This is a genomic window from Arminella tubonensis (assembly GCF_003240585.1).
GTDB classification, from domain to species: domain Bacteria; phylum Pseudomonadota; class Alphaproteobacteria; order Rhizobiales; family Rhizobiaceae; genus Rhizobium; species Rhizobium tubonense.
On sequence record NZ_PCDP01000064.1, the window covers coordinates 17014 to 33985 of the forward strand.

Genomic DNA, 16972 nt, shown 5'->3' on the forward strand with positions numbered 1-16972 from the left:
CTGGCAGTCCAAATGCGGCAAGATCTGGCCGAGCTCCAAATTGGCAGCCCAGACGCACATGACGATTACCAGACTTCCAAGCTGGATTCGGGATCCGGTCATAGGCGGGGTATCCAGTAAAGACAGAGGTAGACGGGAATCCACGTCGCGACGACGAAGTTCCAGTACATCGCGTTATCTCCGACGTCGCCATAGCGACGAGGGTTGTCGCCGTGGCGGGTAAACATCAAGCACAAGAGAACGATGGTCTCTATCAGATCGGTGATGAGATGCGTCGTGTGAAGCCCCAGTGCCAGCCACACAATCGATCCATAGGCGTTCTGATCCCAGCTTATGTGCATCGCTGGAAACTCAAAGGCGCGGATGAATATCGGTATGACGCCAAGGATGGCCATGATGATAAGTCCGAAGCGTACCCTGACCCTGTCCTGGCGCTTTGCCCAGCGGGCCAAAAACATATTGGGTACGACGCTTGCTGCAAGGAGACCGGTCATCAGAGAGCCCGGCAGCAGGTCGGGGGCGGGGGCCTCGATCGGCCATTTCGCAGCCAGGCTCATCAGATAAAGATAGATGATGATCGCGAGAGCGAAACCGGTGCCTTCAATCAGCATGAAGGCGAGCGTTCCCCACCAGGACGGGCTTGCGGTGCCCATACCGTGAGGGGTCAGATCCCCAACGTCAAGAACGACCTTTTGCTTCATGACTCGTCCTCGGCAACCCCCTTGGGCCAGAACCACATAATCAGTGCGATGGCGACCGGAATCGATCCAAAAACGACGGCCCAGGGTGTGTAGATCGACCAGATCAAGACGACGCTCGTCGCGATCGCCGCCCAGAGAGGCCAGATCGAGTGTCCGGGAGAGGATTCCCGCGCCTCCGGCATCGCCGCAACGACGCTTGTTATAAGAAGTTCGCGCCGATTGATGCGAAGTCCACTGGCGACGGCGATCTCGGAAGGGTTGTTCCACAGGGGCTCGCTATCGCTGACGACTGGGATACGAATGAAGTTGTAAGGCGACGGTGGCGAGGAGGTCGCCCATTCCAGCGTCGAGGCTTCCCAAGGATTGGCGCTCGCGATCGGACCGGATCGTGCGCTGCGCAATGCGTCGATGAAGAACAGCAAGAAACCGGTAGCAAGAATGAGCGAGCTAAGACTGATGAACAGGTTCAGCCCGGCCCATGGCATCTCCGGCTGGTAGGTGTAGATACGACGGGGCATGCCCTGGAGACCGAGGATGTGCATGGGGAAGAACGTGAGATTAAATCCTGCAAAAATCAGTCCAAAGACCCATCGCCCAAGCTGCTCGCTCATCATCCGCCCCGTGAACTTCGGGAACCAGTAGTAGATCGCTCCCAGCAAAGGAAAGACCGCGCCCCCGACCAGCACGTAATGGAAATGGGCGACGACGAAATAGGTGTCGTGGACCTGTGTGTCGAAGGGCACCGAGGCAACCATGACCCCGGTCATCCCCCCGATCACAAAGATGATCATGAATCCTATGACGAACAGCAAGGGCGTCCTGAAGATGGGACGTCCCGACCATAGGGTGGCCAGCCAGCAAAAAATCTGCAATCCGGCGGGAATAGCGATCGCCATGCTTGAGGCGGTGAAGAAGCTTTCGCCGAGACGCGGCAAGCCGGCAACGAACATGTGGTGAACCCATAATCCGAAGGCAAGAACGCCGGTCGCGACAAGGGCCATCACCATCGCCAGATAGCCGAATACCGGTCGCTGGGCGAAGGTTGCGACGATCGTTGAGACCATGCCGACAGCCGGCAGAAAAATGATGTAGACCTCCGGATGGCCGAAGAACCAGAACAGGTGCTGCCAAAGGAGGACATCGCCGCCTTCCGCAGGATTGAAGAACTGTGTACCGACAAGCCGGTCGAGGATGAGTGAAGTGCTGGCGACCATGATCGCCGGCATCGCCAGTATCACGAGGAACGACGTCACCAGCATCGACCAGACAAACAAAGGTATGCGATCAAGTGACATTCCGGGCGCGCGCTGCTTGAAAACGGTTACAACAAGCTCGACGGAGACTGCGAGCGCCGAAACTTCCGTGAACGTAATCATCTGGGCCCATATGTCGGCCCGTTTCCCAACGCCGTACTGCGGACCCGATAGCGGAACGTAGGCGAACCAGCCGACGTCGGGACCAACGTCGAGCGCGAACGCGACCCAAAGAAGGATCCCACCAGCTAAAAACATCCAGTAGGAAAATGCATTCAGCCGTGGAAAAGCAATGTTGCGGGTTCCAACCATCAGCGGCACGAGATAAACGGCCATCGCCTCCATAACCGGAACGGCGAATAGAAACATCATGTTCGTGCCATGCATCGTGAAGATTTGATTATAGCGGTCGGGCCCGATAAAACGAGCTTCCGGCCGAGCGAGTTGAAGCCGCATGGCAAGCGACAGGATGCCGCCCAGAAGCAGAAAGACGAATGCTGTGACGATGTAGCGACGCCCAATAATCTTGTGATCGACGGTCGAAAGCGCGCCCCAGAGACCGTTGGGCGTCTTCCAGATGTTCCCGAGGCGCATCTGCAATTCGTCATCGGCAAGACCGGCATCGCGTAGATCGTCGCTCATTTGAGGCTCTCCATGTAGGCGGAGATCTCGCGGAGTTCGTCGCTTCCCAGCGGGACCATGGGCATGTTGTTGCCGGGCTTCAGGGTCTGCGGGTCGGCAATCCATGCCGCGAGCGACCCGCGCGTTCTATCCAGCAGTCCGGCTGCGATGGTCTGGCGGCTGCCAACATGCGTCAGGTCGGGACCCGTCGTCGCCTTGGCGCCGGATCCTCGTATCGTGTGGCAACCCGCGCAAGGCTTGGTGAGAAACAACGCTTTGCCGGCGGCGACTTCCTGGGCGACAATCGGATAGGCGTCCTGACGCTGTGCTTCTTGCCAACGCTTAAAATCTGCTTCGTCTTCGGCGATCACCAACATGGCCATGTGGCTGTGCTGCAGTCCGCAGAATTCGGCGCATTGGCCGCGATAGACGCCAGGCCGCTCCGCACGTATTGACAGGAAGTTGGTTCGACCGGGGACAAGATCCTGTTTACCCGCGAGGCTCGGAACCCAAAACGAATGGATGACGTCGGCGCTCTCAAGTTGAAGGCGGACGTTTCCTCCGACGGGCACATGAATCTCGTTCGCTGTCTGAAATGCTAACGCCGCGCCGCCATCCGGATAGGTGATGCGCCACCACCATTGCTCTGCGCGAACGATGATGGTGAGGTCACTTTTGTCGATCTCGCCCATCGCCCGCGTCGTGTAAAAGCTGCCAAGGGTCAGTCCGGCGACGATCACGACCGTAAGGCAAACAGCACCGGCGATAATCATGCTCATACGTTTTTCAGATGCATCCGGGGTATGGGCATCGCGCCTGCGTGAACGAAGGATCGCGGCGGCGAGCACAGCCATGACAGCGATCCATATGGTCGTGCAGACTGCCACCACGGCAAATATCAGATGCTTCAGATGGACCGCGGATGTCCCGTGTACGTCGAGCGCGGATTGCGTGCCGGCGCAGCCTGCGAGCAATGCAACTAACAGCACCGGCATTAAACTCCGCGTCCTCTTCATGGCGTTGGCCCCTGCTCGGGGTGCGTCCCGACCGGTCCTTCCTGGAAAAGACCTTCCGCCGGCGCTCGGTTTTCAGCCGGCCGCGTGAACTTGGCGTCGTCTCGGCTCGGAGCGGCAACCTTGGCCTTGTAAGCACCAATCGTCTGTATGTAGCCCGCGAGCTGCCAGATTTGCTCGATCGTCATTCTGTCGCGGAACGAAGGCATTCCATGAGGCCGTCCATCCCTGATCGAGGAAACGACCGACACCATCTCCGGTCCGTAAAGCCACCAGCCATCGAGAAAGGATGGGCCGGCTTCCCCCCGACCGTCGCCGTGACAGGCGCTGCAGCCAAACCACGCGTAGAGACGCTTTCCCTCGCTCAAATTATAGCTGTCCGCCTCGTATGCTTGCCCGAGCGCATAATAGACCTGCGGCGGGGCGCCGCTGATGCCGTTCGGCATCAAGCGTATCTTGTCAAGTTCTTGAGCAACTGGCGGATCCAACCTGAACTCTCGACCCTGTCGCTCCCATCCGACCGCCGCCGCAATCAAAAGACAAACGCCAAATGCAGTTGCCGAAAGAACCTGGCCCCGCGTCCTTGTTGGTTTGTCGATAGTCATCGTCGTTTCCAAGCTGAGACGGTCAATCGCGAGGAGTTTCAAGGGAGGGTGTCACATAAACCGGCAATAGTTTGTAGGACGGCGTCTTCGATTGAGCGTCGTGGTGCTGCAGGGGAAACAGTGGGTTTGTCTCTGGATAATATGCCGCGCAGCACCCCTTGGGAATGCCATACTCGACGACGCGCAAACCCGTGACCCTGCGCACGGTTTTCTCGTCGATCGCCGTGGCCAGGTCAACGTTCATGCCGTTGGATAGGCCCAGTGCCTCGATGTCTGCCACGTTCATGAATACGATTTTTCGCGTGCCTTCGATACCGCGGAACCGATCGCTATAGCCGTAGATCGTAGTGTTGAACTGGTCGTTGGAGCGAAGGGTCGCCAAATGGAGGACATCGGTACGGGATGCGGTCGACAGCTCTGGGAAAAGACGCTCCGGCGTAATGAAATTCGCCTTGCCGCTGTTGGTCACCCACTTGCGCTCCCGCGCGGGCAGGGGTCTTGGGAACCCTCCCGGCTGAAAGAGCCGCTTGTTGAACTCCTTGAAGGTTTCTGGATAGGTCGCCTCTATGGCGTTGCGGATCGTTTCATAGTCTCCGACCCATTGATCCCACGGGACGACGGTATCGCCCAATGTCGCTTTCGCCAGCCCGGCGACGATCGCCGGTTCGGACAGCAGTTCCTTGCTTGCCGGCTTGATCTTGCCGCGCGACCCATGGAAATGTGCGACCGAGCTTTCGATCGACACCGCCTGCGGTCCCGTCGCCTGCTCGTCGACCTCGATGCGGCCGAGGCATGGAAGCAGATATGCGACCTCGCCATGCAACACGTGGCTTCGATTGAGTTTTGTGGCGATCTGCACGGTGAGGCGAAGTTTCCGCCACGCGGCTTCGACCGCTTCAGTCTCGGGTGCCGCCTTCAGGAAGTTGCCACCCAGGCTGATGAAGGCGCGGGCCTCTCCATCCATCATGGCCTTGCAGGTCTCCACCGACGACCGCCCGGTCCAGCGAGGTGGCGTGAAGCCGTAAAGTTCGGACAGCTTGTCGAGCGGTACTAATCCCGGCTTCTCCGTGATGCCAACGGTTCGTTGACCCTGGACGTTCGAATGTCCGCGCACCGCGCAGATATTGGCTCCCGGCTTGCCGATGTTGCCGCGAAGGAGGGCGAGGTTGACGACCATGTGGACGCTCTGCACGCCCATCAATTGCTGGGTCAGACCCATTCCGTAGATCGTGAGCACAGCGTCGGATTTCCCGTAGATGGCTGCCGCCTGCATCATCTCCTCACGCGTCAAGCCCGAAACACGCTCGAGCTCGTCCCACTCGTATTTGCGGGCGGCCGACGCGAATACGTCAAAACCGCATGTATGCTCTTTGATAAAATCATGATCGAGGACGTGCTTCTTGTCCGCTGATGCGATCGATGCGGCAAAGGCAACCATCGCGGCGTTCGATGGGTCGGCCGGAATTCCGTCCTTGCCGGCGACCCTTGAAGTCGCTGAAACCTTCAGGGCGTCATCTGCTTCAATAAGCGCCTTGCAGACCCCGAAAAGCGCGGCGATGTCGCCACCATTTCTAACCTGATAGTAGTACGACGAAATCTTCGTCTCGCTTCCGGTCAGCATCTGGCTCGGTGACTGCGGATTGATGAAGCGCTCGAGTCCCCGCTCGCGCAGCATGTTGAACGTAACGATCTTCGCACCGCGATCGACGGCATCCTGAAGATCGTGAAGCATTCGCGGCGACGACGTTCCGACGTTTTGCGCGATGTAGAAGATGCAATCGGTGTTTTCGAAATCGGAAAGGATCGCTGTTCCCACCGAAGCGCCAATGCTTTGGGGGAGCGCAACGGAAGAGCTCTCATGACACATGTTGGAGCTGTCGGGTAGGTTATTGCTTCCGTACATGCGCGCGAATAGCTGGTACATGTAGCTTGTTTCCAGCGAAGCCCGGCCGGATGTATAGAAATCGACGGCGTGAGGATCGAGCGCCTTCAGTTCCCGGCCGATCTCTTCGAAAGCCATTTCCCAAGATACCGCCACATACTTGTCCGACTGTGGATCCCAACGCATGGGATGGGTCAGGCGTCCTTGCTCTTCCAGATCGTGATCGCGCCAAAGTTCTAGGTCAGCCAGTTTGTGCTTATCGAAGAACGCCCTGTCGGCACGCCGACTGGTCACTTCCCAGGCCGTGGCCTTCGCTCCGTTTTCGCAGAATTCAAGTGGGTGGGTCTTGGCGGGTTTCCCCCACGCACAGCTCACGCACATGTAGCCTTCCGGTTTGTTCTGTTGGGCGAGAAGCTTTGCGCCACTTAGCGGCCTATGCTCGCGCGACAATATCTCTGTCACCGATTTCGCAGAGCCCCAGCCTCCCGCAGGTCCTTTATATGGTTTTACCCTAGGCCGATCTTTCGGTTTGCCTGCCATAGTCACCTCCTCCCACGACCGACCTAACGACGCGTGATCAGGAATGTTCCGCCGAGAGAATGGTCTGAGCGGGGAACCTACGTTCAAACTGGGGGTTCGGTTCATGAAGGACCCAACGATGCGAAAAACAGATGATGCCGGTCGATGATGAGCGCGCCAGCAACACATGCCGCCAAGGCGAAGAGAGCCGGACTGCCGGCCGACCGCAGCAAGATGCGGAACTAGGAGGCGACAATGCCAGACGGAAAAAGATCCTGTTCGTTAGAGGCCTGGAAGCGTCGGGCTCGCCGCCCCTATTGTTCGCCTAGCAACGAGGCGACGTTGCCGCGCATCAACCTGAATTTGGGCGCTCGCCACGCGCTCGACGGCCCGTTATGAACGCCATCGTACCCGTTATGGCGTTGGTCTCAGCGGCGCTTGCTCTCATTCATCCGACCCGTCCGGCCGCCGCGGGTGCGTTGTTGCTCAATGCGGCCGCGTCGGCGTATGGATGGTGGCAAATGTCTGGATGAATCCTTTGGGGCGTTGCGATTGCTGAATTGCTGCAATCTTTCATACGGAGCCGTTTTGCGAGTGATTACGACACACAGGTTGGCATGGGGTCTGCTGATTGGGATGATCGGCATAATAAGTGTGTGCTGGTATCTGACCACGCCGCGCCCCCTGTTTACGCGGGACGACCCTGCGTTTGCGACAGAGGGCGACCCGACGCACGGACGGGAGGTATTTCTTGCCGGCGACTGTGCATCCTGCCACGCTTCCCCTGGCCAGTCGGACCGTTTGCTGCTCGGAGGCGGTCTGGCGCTTTCATCCCCGTTCGGTACATTCCGACCTCCCAACATCTCGCCGGACCCGACCGACGGAATCGGTACGTGGAGTGTCGCAGATCTCGCCAACGCTCTTGTCGCGGGCGTGTCCCCTCGTGGCGAGCATTACTATCCGGCTTTCCCCTACACCAGCTACACCGGCATGAGCCTTTCCGATGTCAGGGACCTTTACAGTTATCTGAAGACCCTCACGCCAGTCTCAGGGCGCGCGCCTCCTCATCATCCAAGCGTGCTGTTTGCCGTTCGCCGCTCGGTTGGCTTGTGGAAGCTGCTGTTCTTCGCGCCAGGCGCTTCGCAAGTCACGCTGACCGGGGATGGTGTTCATGACCGAGGGGGCTATCTGGTCGAAACCCTGTCGCACTGCGCCGAGTGTCATTCCACCCGCAATATATTCGGGGCGATCAAGCCCACCGCCAAGTTTGCAGGGGGTATCGATCCGCAGGGGACAGGCTACGTCCCGAACATCACGCCGGCCGGAATAGGGGACTGGTCTGAGGCGGACATCGCTCGGATGTTAAAGACGGCGGAGACACCGGCTCATGGGCGAGTGGGTTCCTCGATGTCGGATGTGGTCACAAATGCGTCGATGCTTCCGGAGGGGGACCGCGTCGCGATCGCTCGCTACGTCAAAACCCTGCCGTCGAGACCGACGCCAAAGCCATGAATGCCCCTTTTGCTTCACTCCTACCCCAGCTTGGAGAGGCGAGGGAGGTCGCCGCGGCAGCTGTGCACTTTCGACCGCAACATCACGGCGGTGACTGAAATCAGGGGGCCATCATGCGCTATATACGGCATGCTCTTAGCCGGAGCCGTTGGCTTTCTGAGCCAAGACCGCCTTCGTTTAGGAGTTGAAGACGTCACACGTCCCGCTGGCAAAGACTATTGGCCAAGTCAGTCAAAGGGACCCGATCGTGTCGCCTTGGTCATCAAGTCCACAAGCGCAAAGCTTGACGGCAACAAGCTCGTCCTCACGGCCGTCGGCAAGAGTGACTGTGTTCATCGCCCACTGCGCGGCGGAACAATGCAGGCTGGGACGGGCTTGATCTTGCGTCCGGAGCAGCGTTGGGTGCGCGCAGCATTCCGACCGGAACACTAGGACCTTTCTACGTCTCGCCCCTGTCGAAACAGGTTGCACTCCTCGGTATCGGACATGCCTTTGGGGACATTGCCGCGACACGCCGTATCATGGCCGTCTGCCAAATGGGCTACAGTCTTCACGCCGGCTGGAGCGAATTTCATCCGCGCTTCCCAACCTTCGATTGCTCGAAGATTTCGTGTTCGGCTTATTTCCAACGTGAGATTTAGCCCGATTAAGTCATACGCCCTTGCTGCAATCGGCGACAATGGGTCCGTGCCTGTGAGGTGAGCCGTGGGTGGTTCCGGAATACGAATGTCCCCAGATCGCAATGCGGCTGGAAGACAAGCGCACCCGTCGGGCTGGAATCCTTGAAAGGAGAGGCACGATGGACGGTACAAAATGGGCTGTCTGTCTTCGAACGACGGCGACTGGATTTGTTTTTGTCGTCGCGATGGTCGCGTCAGTGCCGTAGTCACGATGGTAACTGGGAGGCGGCCACCAAGGAGCCCGCATCGCTGCGTCCAGGGCAACGGCGTGGCGACCGTAAACGCCGGCCGAAGACGGCGGGGTGCGGCTGCCTCCTACGTTACTCGGCAGCGTCACGCATCGATTGTGGTTGAGGGCGGTCGACGCGACAGATGATCTCGAAGTCGACCAGCATATGGTGCTGGTCTGAACCCGGCACGACCAAGGTCCAATATTCCGGCTCCTCTCCGAAGATGGTGGAAACCTGGACGACAGTAAGTTGGGCGTCTCCGTGCTTGATAGATCTCGCCCAATAGAAGCCGTCCGGCATTAAACGCGACACTGACATAACTTTAACTCCCCGCTCAAGCCGCAACGATAGCAGGAATCCAGCAATTGAACAGTTGTGGACAAACGGTGGCTTTCCGCCCCTGAAGAACTGGCGTCGCCGCCAGAAGTCGCTGATGATAGACTGCACGACGGGTCATTCCGCCAAACTGACCGATCTGCGGCGACCTCGGGCATAATGAGCGCCGATCCAATCCGACTTCGAGCAAGCCGAACGCCGTGAGCAAAAAGGCTCACCTGTTTGCTTTAGTCAGCCATAGTCGAATGTCGACCACCTCGCGTCAGGATCGATATTATCGTCAAGGTGAGCGCCGCCAGCCCCAGTCATTGATGCTAGCGGTCCGAACCGTGGATTTGTGGCGTTAGACTTTTGCATCTCTTGAAAGAAAGGCTTGCGGCAAGGAGGAACTTCCGTTTGACACCGGGGTTAGATAGTCACCCGTACATACGCGGCATCCTGCAAGGTTTGTGTCCATTTGGGAGAGAGTATAGTGCTGCAATCCTCGCCAGTCGGTGCAAGAGACCAGCCGGCCCTGCCGGACATTCGGAAGCTCCTGTTTAAACCTAATATTTCAGTCCACGGACCTATTACCGACGGCACTCTCTCCTTCGTTCTCGACCGTCTATCAGAAGTCAGAGACAGCAACGAAGATCTCATCATGGAACTCAACACCACTGGCGGCGATGCCGACGTCGCGCGCCGGATTGCTCTGGAAATCAGGCTATTCCGCCGCCACGGAGCCCACGGAGCGTATTGCGTGGGGAAGACAAACGTCTATTCAGCCGGAGTGACGATTTTCGCTTCATTTGCTCCCAGCAGCCGCTTTCTGACGGAAGACGCTGTGCTACTTATCCACGAACGTAGACTGGAGAAGTCGATTGATCTCAATGGCCCGATGAAGGCAAACATTCAGATCATACGTGAGCAGCTCGCCCTTCTTGAAACCGCTGAAAAGCTGGAAGCAGAAGGTTTCGCCGAGTTGGTACAAGGCAGCAAGCTATCTTTGGACGCGCTCTACGACAGGCTGATGAACAACTGCTATATGTTCCCATCGGAAGCTCTTAAGCTGAACATCATTCAAGACATCTTGCAATAAGGCCGACTGGACGCACGATCGCCGTCTTTCCGAGCGGCCAATGCCCGGAATTGGCTCTTGAGCACTTTTCCTTTGAGCTGGCACTTTGCTCGGCGGGCTTGTCACAAAGATCGGGATCGCTCTCCATATGTGTCGGCTGCCGGGCGTTTCCTGCCACATGATGAGAGGCTGCTTTGAGGGCTCGCACAGGAGCCAAGCTATCACGCAGAGGTCAAACGGGGTCGGCGCCCATGACGAGTCCCTCAATGTCATGTTTCTGGACAATAGGCACCAATTCATCGACAACGCGGCAGACCAAATGCCGCTTGGCGATGTCAGGCAGGGCATCATGCCACGCCTTCGTGACCATCATGTCATGGAGCGCCGCGTGTCCGGCGCCGGGCGCATCAACGCCCAAGACCATGACCGGGCGAGCAATTGGCGACAGATGTTCTGTGCCTCGATGAACTGTGAGGGCTGACCGACAAGAGATATCTCCACGCCGAGGATATTTGCGCACGGCCCTCTCCTGGAAACGGCCCCACAGCGCCTTGTCAGGAAACATCTCGTGTTTCCAGTCCCGACCATCGTCAAATTGGGTCCCTGGAGCGACTTCGAATGGCCCCATGTCTTCGGTCACGTCGACGCCGGTCAGATTGAACGCCAGGGATGTAAGCGTTCGGTCGCGATAGGTCTCAACCGGTGACGGAAAATCACGGTGCCACGGCTGATACTTCGCGCCTTGGAACGGGACGTCAAAGCCGATCTCCACGATCTGGTAGTCGGGGCCAAGGGCGTTTGTGCAGATGTCGACAACCCACGGGTTAACGACCAGATCGACAAAGCCGCGAAAATCTTGAGGATGGATCTCCACGTACCACCGCCTTGGACCGCGCCCGACGGCACCGCCCGGCCGCTGGATGGCCGACCAGAAGGCCGTCATCATGTCTTCGCGCATCTCAGCCGCCCACTCAGGGGTAAACGCTCCCTTCAGCCCGATGATGCCATCGTTCGACAGTGTCTCCAAATGAGCGGAGATGTCGTAGCTAGGTGTTGTGTGAACATTCATGGCGCATCCTCCCAGGATCCCCGCTAAGATATCCCAACTAATAATTATTAGTCAATGGCAAAACATCTTTAGCTAGGGTAGAAAGTGTCCGGTTATTGGGAGAACAGAGATTGAGCGTCACGAAGGTTCCAAGAAGGGCGACAATGATGGACGTCGCCAGAGCGGCTGGATGCTCCCAGGCGACTGTGTCCGTGGTCCTCAACAACAGCAACGATATCAAAATCTCGTCCGACCTTCAGGCGAGGGTCGTTAATGCAGCAAGGTCACTTGGCTACGGTGCCGCCAGCCCGATCAGGCGCGCCGCTCTTCAGGAGCTGCGGGGAGGGTGCATCGGATTTATCGTCGATCAGCTCGCCACAACGCCCGAAGCGGTGAATGCTATTGAGGGCGCACGTCAGGAATCATGGGAGGATGAGGTCACCATCCTTATTGGGCAAACCCAAGGACGGGCCGAGAATGAGAAGAGAGTTCTCGATCGACTATTGCGCGCCGATGTGCAGGGCATCGTCTACATGTCAATCTTTACCCGCCGAGTGGCGCTTGATCCGTCTTTTCATGACGTGCCCGTTCCAGTCGTACTCCTCAACTGCTATGCCAATGACAACCGATTTCCCTGCGTTGTACCGGACGAGGTCAACGGGGGACGAAGCGCAACCGAGGCATTGATCAATCTCGGGCACAAGCGGATCGCCACCATCTGCGGCGAGACTTTTATGGAGGCGGCGCAGGACCGGCTCACAGGTTACAGGCAAGCGCTGGCGCGGGGTGGCCTACCTTTTGATAGCCGATTGGTGGTCGATGGGGACTGGACGCCGACGTCGGGTTATGAAGCGACGCGGAAGCTTCTCTCGATGCCGCAGCGGCCGACAGCGATTTTTTGCCAGAATGACAAGATGGCTATGGGGGCATTTGATGCGATCCGCGACGCGGGCCTGGAGATACCTCGTGACATCTCAGTCATCGGCTACGATGATGACGAGCTGGCGCGCCATTTAAGGCCACAACTGACGACCAACGACCTGCCCCATCGTGCAATGGGTGGGTGGGCGGTTCGCCAGCTTGAAAAGGATTCCTTCCGAGTCCAGACGGGTTACCGCGTCCATAGGATTGCCTGCTCATTTGTCGAGCGGGCATCAGCGACAACAGCGTGGAGAGACGAGTGAGTGCAATTCGACGCCGCCTCCGAGAACCGCGCTTTCCAGGATCAGACGATTTCCGCAGAAGAGCGTCACGAGGGGGCGGTGGTTTCGAACGAAACTCGAGAGGTCGAGAATGACCGGCCGAATTCGTCAAGCGCGAAGATTTCCGAGTATGCCTCGGGGGCCCGGCACGATTGACGCGGCCAGACCCCGGCTCCATTGCCGGGCTCTCTTTTCCAGACCTGGGTATGGGCGGGCAATGAAAACGATCACTTCTAAGCTCGGGAGCAATGCGACCTTTACGGCTTCAGGTTGCGCATTCACGTCCCTCGCTTTGAACCCAGACAGTTGCTTCTTCTGAAGAACGGCAAACTACTTTAAGTGACGGATCTTTGTCGAACAGGGCATGCGGCCCGTCGCTGCTCCTTCCAAGACGCGCCCTCAACAACGATAAGCCAAGCACCTCAGCGGCTTTTGCCTGTTTGGTCTTTCTGAACTCTCTAGACCCATTGCGGCCCCGTAGATTGCTGCGGCCATTCTCAGCAGGGCGGCGGTGTCAAGGCAGCGCACCTGCAGAATTGTCGGCACAATGCAATGGAACCCGCAGCCTAAACCGGGCGTTTTGCGCAACGAGCTATCGGCTTCTCATAAGTGGAGAGCAAGATGTCACAGAAAGCCAGTTTCTTTTCCAGTTTCGCAAGCGCCATCTCGAATTGGTCAGGGAAGCCCTTGACGTTCATGTTAGCACTGGCAGCCGTGATTGTATGGGCGGTCACGGGTCCAATGTTCAACTACTCTGAAACCTGGCAGCTTGTGATCAACACCGGGACGACCATCATAACCTTCCTGATGGTGTTCGTCCTTCAAAACTCCCAAAATCGCGACGGCAAGGCACTCCAGGCGAAACTCGATGAACTCATCCTGACCAGCAAGGCGAGCAACAAGTTTGTTGGGGTCGAAAAGCTGGACGAGCGGGAATTGCGTGAAATGAGTGCTCTCTTGATGAAGGAAGCGGAAAAGGTGGAGGACAAAGCGGAAGCAAAGGCTGCCTCACGGTAGGCACTAAATTGACCTCCTTCCGGTCACGCCGCTTTGGAGCGTTGTGAGGGCGACCGGCCAATGCTGGGGGCAACGGTCAAGGATCTTGCGAAGTGATCACTTGTCAATTGAGGCCGACTTCCTGAAGCGCGCGAATGAGCGCCCATTCGGGCCTTGCTGGCAGGTCGGTTCCCTCAAGCACCTCGACATATTGCGATCACCACAAGAGGCTCATCGCCGCCCGCGTTGGGCCAACTATCCAAAGGACGTCAATGGCTCCCTGCGTGAACCTGATAACATGGTACGTTCCCAGCTTGTCGAGCTCGGTACGTCTGCCGTCAGCCCATAGGCTGCTTTTGAGCATTCCCTGACCAACCGGTTAAGAAATTTCGCTGTCACTCAACTGCGGACAGGGGCGTTGGCCAGGGCCCAGCGGAGGGGGTTTCCCTGTGACATTCAGCGAGGTGCCGTGTCTCTTGAGTTTTGGCCCATGACAGCTTCCGCCGCCAGGAAAGGAACTATCGCTAGTGGTCTCGGTTATTGGGAATAATTCTAACCTAAGAGCACCCTCCATGACGCCAAATCAAGATGATAAACCCGTCCTGTCACCCACCGAAGCTAGGCAAGCCGAGCGCGGCACTCCCGTGTTTGTCGTGTTGGTCGCAGCTCTCATACTTGTGGCCGTAGGCTGGGCCGGGGTGGAGATGTGGGGTCAGCATATCGATCCAAACAAATCCCAAACCGCTGCTCCGGCCGCGGGCTCGTCTGCCGGGTCGACGCCGCAGCGGGGCACGGTCGACAATAGCGCCAACGCTGGCAGTCCCGTCCAACTCGCGCCGGTCGACAAATCCGAAAATGCTCAGCGAGGAATGAAAAGCATACCAGCGCAGCCGAGCCGGGACGGTGCTCAAAATTGATCAGCACCACTTCCAGCGTCACCCCTTCGGGGTCCGCCACTTCGAACTTCCATGGACTTCCTCGTTCGATGTTGTCACTCGGGGCAGGGTTGAAAGCCAGGGGGGTTGTCGGTGTTGGCGTTTGGATATGTCTGTCCATTACCGTTTCGGCAATCAGTGCCGGCGGCGTTGCCTGGCTTCGTCCGGTTAGTGCTGTAAGTCATAGCAGGGTCGGTGTTGATCTCGCCATTCGCGCTGCCGATATCCGGCGTTTTTCGCAATTGCGAGCGGGAAGACTCGCTCTGACCGGGAGTTTTGCGGAACTCGGCCGCGTCTACGGGAGCATGAAATATTCCAAAGATCGCGATGATTGAGATGGCAGCTGCTGCGCGGGACATGGCGGCTTCTCCTTGGACCATAATTTCAGAACATTGACCCCTGCGGTTTGTTCCAATTTGCCTAGAAACTTGCCATCCGTTCTCGTCAACCCGACCTCCCAAAAAATTGCCTTTACATATCATCGAGAATATAGCCATATAGGTATATAGCTATTTGGTGATATATGGATGATGGCCTTAATGAGCTTTTCTCAGCGCTCTCCGATCCGACAAGGAGGGCAATTCTTGGCAGGCTTGCTTACGGCAAGGCGACCGTAGCCGAACTCGCCAAGCCCTTTAAGTTATCTCAGCCCGCCATTTCGAAGCACCTGAAGGTTCTGGAAGAGGCCGGCTTGATCCGCTCCGGCCGGGAAGCGAATTCGCGTCCCCGCGAACTTGAGCCGGACGCTTTCAAGAAGATCTCTGATTGGATCGCCGATTACAGGCGCTTCTGGGATCAGAACTTTGATCGTCTCGATGACTATCTGTCCACGGTACAAGGAAACGAAAATGACAAATCCGGAGACTAAAACTGACAACGCCCGCGAGCTGGTTATTGTACGAAGGTTCGATGCCCCATGCGATCTTGTTTTTAGGGCATGGACCGACCCGAAAGCGTTGACCCAATGGAGCGGTCCTGCCGGTTTCAAGGCGGTGGGCGACCAGCTTGAAGTCTGGCCCGGCGGGAGACACCGCGCCTGTCTGATAGCGCCCGATGGAGAAGAGCACTGGGTTAGCGGCAAATATCTCGAGGTCGAGCCGCCTCACAGGTTGGTCTTCACCCACGCCTGGGAGATCGGAACCGGCGAAAGGAGCCCGGAAACGATCGTTACCATCACGTTGAAGGAGAGCGACGGAGGCACGGAAATGACCTTTCGGCAAAGTGGATTTGAAAGTGCATCGTCACTTAAGGGTCATGAAGACGGTTGGTCGCAAAGCTTCGAGCGATTGGGTGTTTTTCTAGGAACTGAATCCGGCAGGCCAGAATATGAGTGAGGCATCGACGAAGCTTTATTATTGCGAGACACTCAATCCTCGGAAGGCCTGCGCCGCCGCTCGTTTTCTTAAAGCCGACGTCGAGTTCGTAAGGATTGACCTGGCGAGGGGAGAACAGCGTACCCCAGAATTCCTGGCACTCAACCCCAACGGGAAAGTCCCTGTGCTGCAGGATGATAGGGGGACCTTATGGGAAGCGAATGCCATCATGTGCAGGCTGTCTGACAGAGTTGCATCGGATTTCTGGCCGCATGACCACCGGCAGATCGACGTGCTCCGCTGGCTAAGTTGGGATGCCAGTCATTTCACCCGGCACGGGGCAACGCTGTGGTTTGAATACCTGATCAAGCCGTTATGGGGCGGGGAGCCCGACGTTGCAGTGATCGAGGAGGCGAAGACGAACTTTCGACTGCATGCTCGGGTGCTCGATGATCATTTGGCTACTCGCGATTTTGCACTCGGGACGACGATGACTGTCGCCGATTTCGCACTGGCCGCGGCACTTCCTTTTGCGACCGCTGCTCAGATTCCGCTCGCCGAGTTCCGGCATATCGAGGCGTGGTATGGACGGCTTGAACAATTGGAAGCGTGGCGAAACCCTTTTCCAGGATAGGGGGTGGCGACCAGTGCGGACCGAAAGGGGGGCGGCTTCACTGCTAGCAGTCTGCCGCGACATTTACGGCTGGCAAGCCCGGCCGATCCAAACCGCAGGATCAGGGGTGTGAAGTTTCATCCGAAAAAGCGGCGCATGCAGAGTCAGGGCCGATGAGGCATTGGCGGTCGCTCTGTGCATCGGCTACCTCACAGCGTTGCCTCGACAAGGTCAACGGGCTGTCCATCGCTCGGTCTTCCAGGAGGACGGCTGTGGTCAGTCAGCATGTGGCGTTGCCCCGTTGCATTTCAAACTTTGCCGCTTCAATCTCCAATGTCTGCACCCGCCTTGGAAGCAAAAACCTGCTACCTGGCTCTATCAGTTTGAGACTCGGCAGCAACCTGAAACCAGGGGGCGAGCGTTATAAGCAATCTTGCCATTATCTATTCCTTGGAC

At 57.7% G+C, this 16972-nt stretch carries 15 protein-coding genes; 7 read left to right on the forward strand and 8 right to left on the reverse strand.

What is annotated here, in order from left to right; all coding sequences use genetic code 11:
- Positions 1-98: 98 nt before the first annotated feature.
- Genes CPY51_RS27410 through CPY51_RS27430 form a run of 5 tightly spaced genes read right to left on the reverse strand, consistent with a single transcriptional unit; the run spans position 99 to position 6615 of the window.
- Complete coding sequence (locus tag CPY51_RS27410; RefSeq protein WP_111163391.1) at positions 99-701, reverse strand: cytochrome c oxidase subunit 3; 603 nt, start codon at positions 699-701, stop codon at positions 99-101.
- Entirely contained in the window at positions 698-2596 is a 1899-nt protein-coding gene (gene ctaD, locus CPY51_RS27415) for a cytochrome c oxidase subunit I (RefSeq protein WP_111163392.1), read from the reverse strand. Before ctaD ends, CPY51_RS27410 begins: the two co-directional genes overlap by 4 nt.
- Entirely contained in the window at positions 2593-3570 is a 978-nt protein-coding gene (coxB, locus tag CPY51_RS27420) for a cytochrome c oxidase subunit II (protein WP_244598801.1), read from the reverse strand. Before coxB ends, ctaD begins: the two co-directional genes overlap by 4 nt.
- A 17-nt stretch (positions 3571-3587) precedes the next feature.
- Positions 3588-4193, reverse strand: a complete 606-nt coding sequence (locus tag CPY51_RS27425; protein ID WP_111163394.1) for a c-type cytochrome — start codon at positions 4191-4193, stop codon at positions 3588-3590.
- 22 nt (positions 4194-4215) lie between these two features.
- On the reverse strand, positions 4216-6615 hold the full coding sequence (locus CPY51_RS27430) for an FdhF/YdeP family oxidoreductase (protein WP_111163395.1): 2400 nt from the start codon (positions 6613-6615) through the stop codon (positions 4216-4218).
- Between the two features lie 615 nt (positions 6616-7230).
- Between CPY51_RS27430 and CPY51_RS27435 the strand changes: the two genes are divergently transcribed.
- Positions 7231-8106, forward strand: a complete 876-nt coding sequence (locus tag CPY51_RS27435) for a c-type cytochrome (protein ID WP_111163396.1) — start codon at positions 7231-7233, stop codon at positions 8104-8106.
- Between the two features lie 1000 nt (positions 8107-9106).
- Here the strand turns inward: CPY51_RS27435 and CPY51_RS27445 are convergent.
- A complete protein-coding gene (locus tag CPY51_RS27445; protein ID WP_111163398.1) occupies positions 9107-9334 on the reverse strand; it encodes a hypothetical protein in 228 nt (75 codons plus the stop codon).
- A 490-nt stretch (positions 9335-9824) separates the two neighbouring features.
- On the opposite strand from CPY51_RS27445, the gene CPY51_RS27450 reads away from it, so the two are divergent.
- Positions 9825-10430, forward strand: a complete 606-nt coding sequence (locus tag CPY51_RS27450; protein WP_195909635.1) for an ATP-dependent Clp protease proteolytic subunit — start codon at positions 9825-9827, stop codon at positions 10428-10430.
- 211 nt (positions 10431-10641) lie between these two features.
- On the opposite strand, the gene CPY51_RS27455 is transcribed toward CPY51_RS27450, so the two are convergent.
- Positions 10642-11478: a phytanoyl-CoA dioxygenase family protein gene (locus CPY51_RS27455; RefSeq protein ID WP_111163400.1), complete on the reverse strand. Its 837-nt coding sequence runs from the start codon at positions 11476-11478 to the stop codon at positions 10642-10644.
- 110 nt (positions 11479-11588) lie between these two features.
- Here CPY51_RS27455 and CPY51_RS27460 point away from each other — a divergent pair, with 110 nt between their 5' ends.
- Positions 11589-12641, forward strand: a complete 1053-nt coding sequence (locus tag CPY51_RS27460; RefSeq protein ID WP_244598802.1) for a LacI family DNA-binding transcriptional regulator — start codon at positions 11589-11591, stop codon at positions 12639-12641.
- A 639-nt stretch (positions 12642-13280) separates the two neighbouring features.
- On the forward strand, positions 13281-13676 hold the full coding sequence (locus CPY51_RS27465; protein ID WP_111163401.1) for a low affinity iron permease family protein: 396 nt from the start codon (positions 13281-13283) through the stop codon (positions 13674-13676).
- A 970-nt stretch (positions 13677-14646) separates the two neighbouring features.
- Here CPY51_RS27465 and CPY51_RS27475 read toward each other — a convergent pair.
- The gene (locus CPY51_RS27475) at positions 14647-14949 is read right to left on the reverse strand and encodes a hypothetical protein (protein ID WP_111163403.1); all 303 of its coding nucleotides are present in this window, start codon (positions 14947-14949) and stop codon (positions 14647-14649) included.
- A gap of 164 nt (positions 14950-15113) precedes the next feature.
- Between CPY51_RS27475 and CPY51_RS27480 the strand changes: the two genes are divergently transcribed.
- From CPY51_RS27480 to CPY51_RS27490, 3 genes are read left to right on the forward strand one after another with little or no spacing between them, the layout of a single operon-like run.
- On the forward strand, positions 15114-15458 hold the full coding sequence (locus tag CPY51_RS27480) for an ArsR/SmtB family transcription factor (protein WP_111163404.1): 345 nt from the start codon (positions 15114-15116) through the stop codon (positions 15456-15458).
- A complete protein-coding gene (locus CPY51_RS27485; RefSeq protein WP_111163405.1) occupies positions 15439-15924 on the forward strand; it encodes an SRPBCC family protein in 486 nt (161 codons plus the stop codon). The genes CPY51_RS27480 and CPY51_RS27485 overlap by 20 nt, the downstream gene beginning before the upstream one ends.
- Entirely contained in the window at positions 15917-16537 is a 621-nt protein-coding gene (locus tag CPY51_RS27490) for a glutathione S-transferase family protein (RefSeq protein WP_111163406.1), read from the forward strand. The genes CPY51_RS27485 and CPY51_RS27490 overlap by 8 nt, the downstream gene beginning before the upstream one ends.
- Positions 16538-16972: the final 435 nt, after the last annotated feature.

Coding starts and splice junctions, on each gene's coding strand:
- CPY51_RS27410 (WP_111163391.1), bottom strand. CDS start 701: ATGAAGCAAAAGGTCGTTCTTGACGTTGGGGATCTGACCCCTCACGGT.
- ctaD (WP_111163392.1), bottom strand. CDS start 2,596: ATGAGCGACGATCTACGCGATGCCGGTCTTGCCGATGACGAATTGCAG.
- coxB (WP_244598801.1), bottom strand. CDS start 3,570: ATGCCGGTGCTGTTAGTTGCATTGCTCGCAGGCTGCGCCGGCACGCAA.
- CPY51_RS27425 (WP_111163394.1), bottom strand. CDS start 4,193: ATGACTATCGACAAACCAACAAGGACGCGGGGCCAGGTTCTTTCGGCA.
- CPY51_RS27430 (WP_111163395.1), bottom strand. CDS start 6,615: ATGGCAGGCAAACCGAAAGATCGGCCTAGGGTAAAACCATATAAAGGA.
- CPY51_RS27435 (WP_111163396.1), top strand. CDS start 7,231: ATGATCGGCATAATAAGTGTGTGCTGGTATCTGACCACGCCGCGCCCC.
- CPY51_RS27445 (WP_111163398.1), bottom strand. CDS start 9,334: ATGTCAGTGTCGCGTTTAATGCCGGACGGCTTCTATTGGGCGAGATCT.
- CPY51_RS27455 (WP_111163400.1), bottom strand. CDS start 11,478: ATGAATGTTCACACAACACCTAGCTACGACATCTCCGCTCATTTGGAG.
- CPY51_RS27465 (WP_111163401.1), top strand. CDS start 13,281: ATGTCACAGAAAGCCAGTTTCTTTTCCAGTTTCGCAAGCGCCATCTCG.
- CPY51_RS27475 (WP_111163403.1), bottom strand. CDS start 14,949: ATGTCCCGCGCAGCAGCTGCCATCTCAATCATCGCGATCTTTGGAATA.
- CPY51_RS27480 (WP_111163404.1), top strand. CDS start 15,114: ATGGATGATGGCCTTAATGAGCTTTTCTCAGCGCTCTCCGATCCGACA.
- CPY51_RS27485 (WP_111163405.1), top strand. CDS start 15,439: ATGACAAATCCGGAGACTAAAACTGACAACGCCCGCGAGCTGGTTATT.
- CPY51_RS27490 (WP_111163406.1), top strand. CDS start 15,917: ATGAGTGAGGCATCGACGAAGCTTTATTATTGCGAGACACTCAATCCT.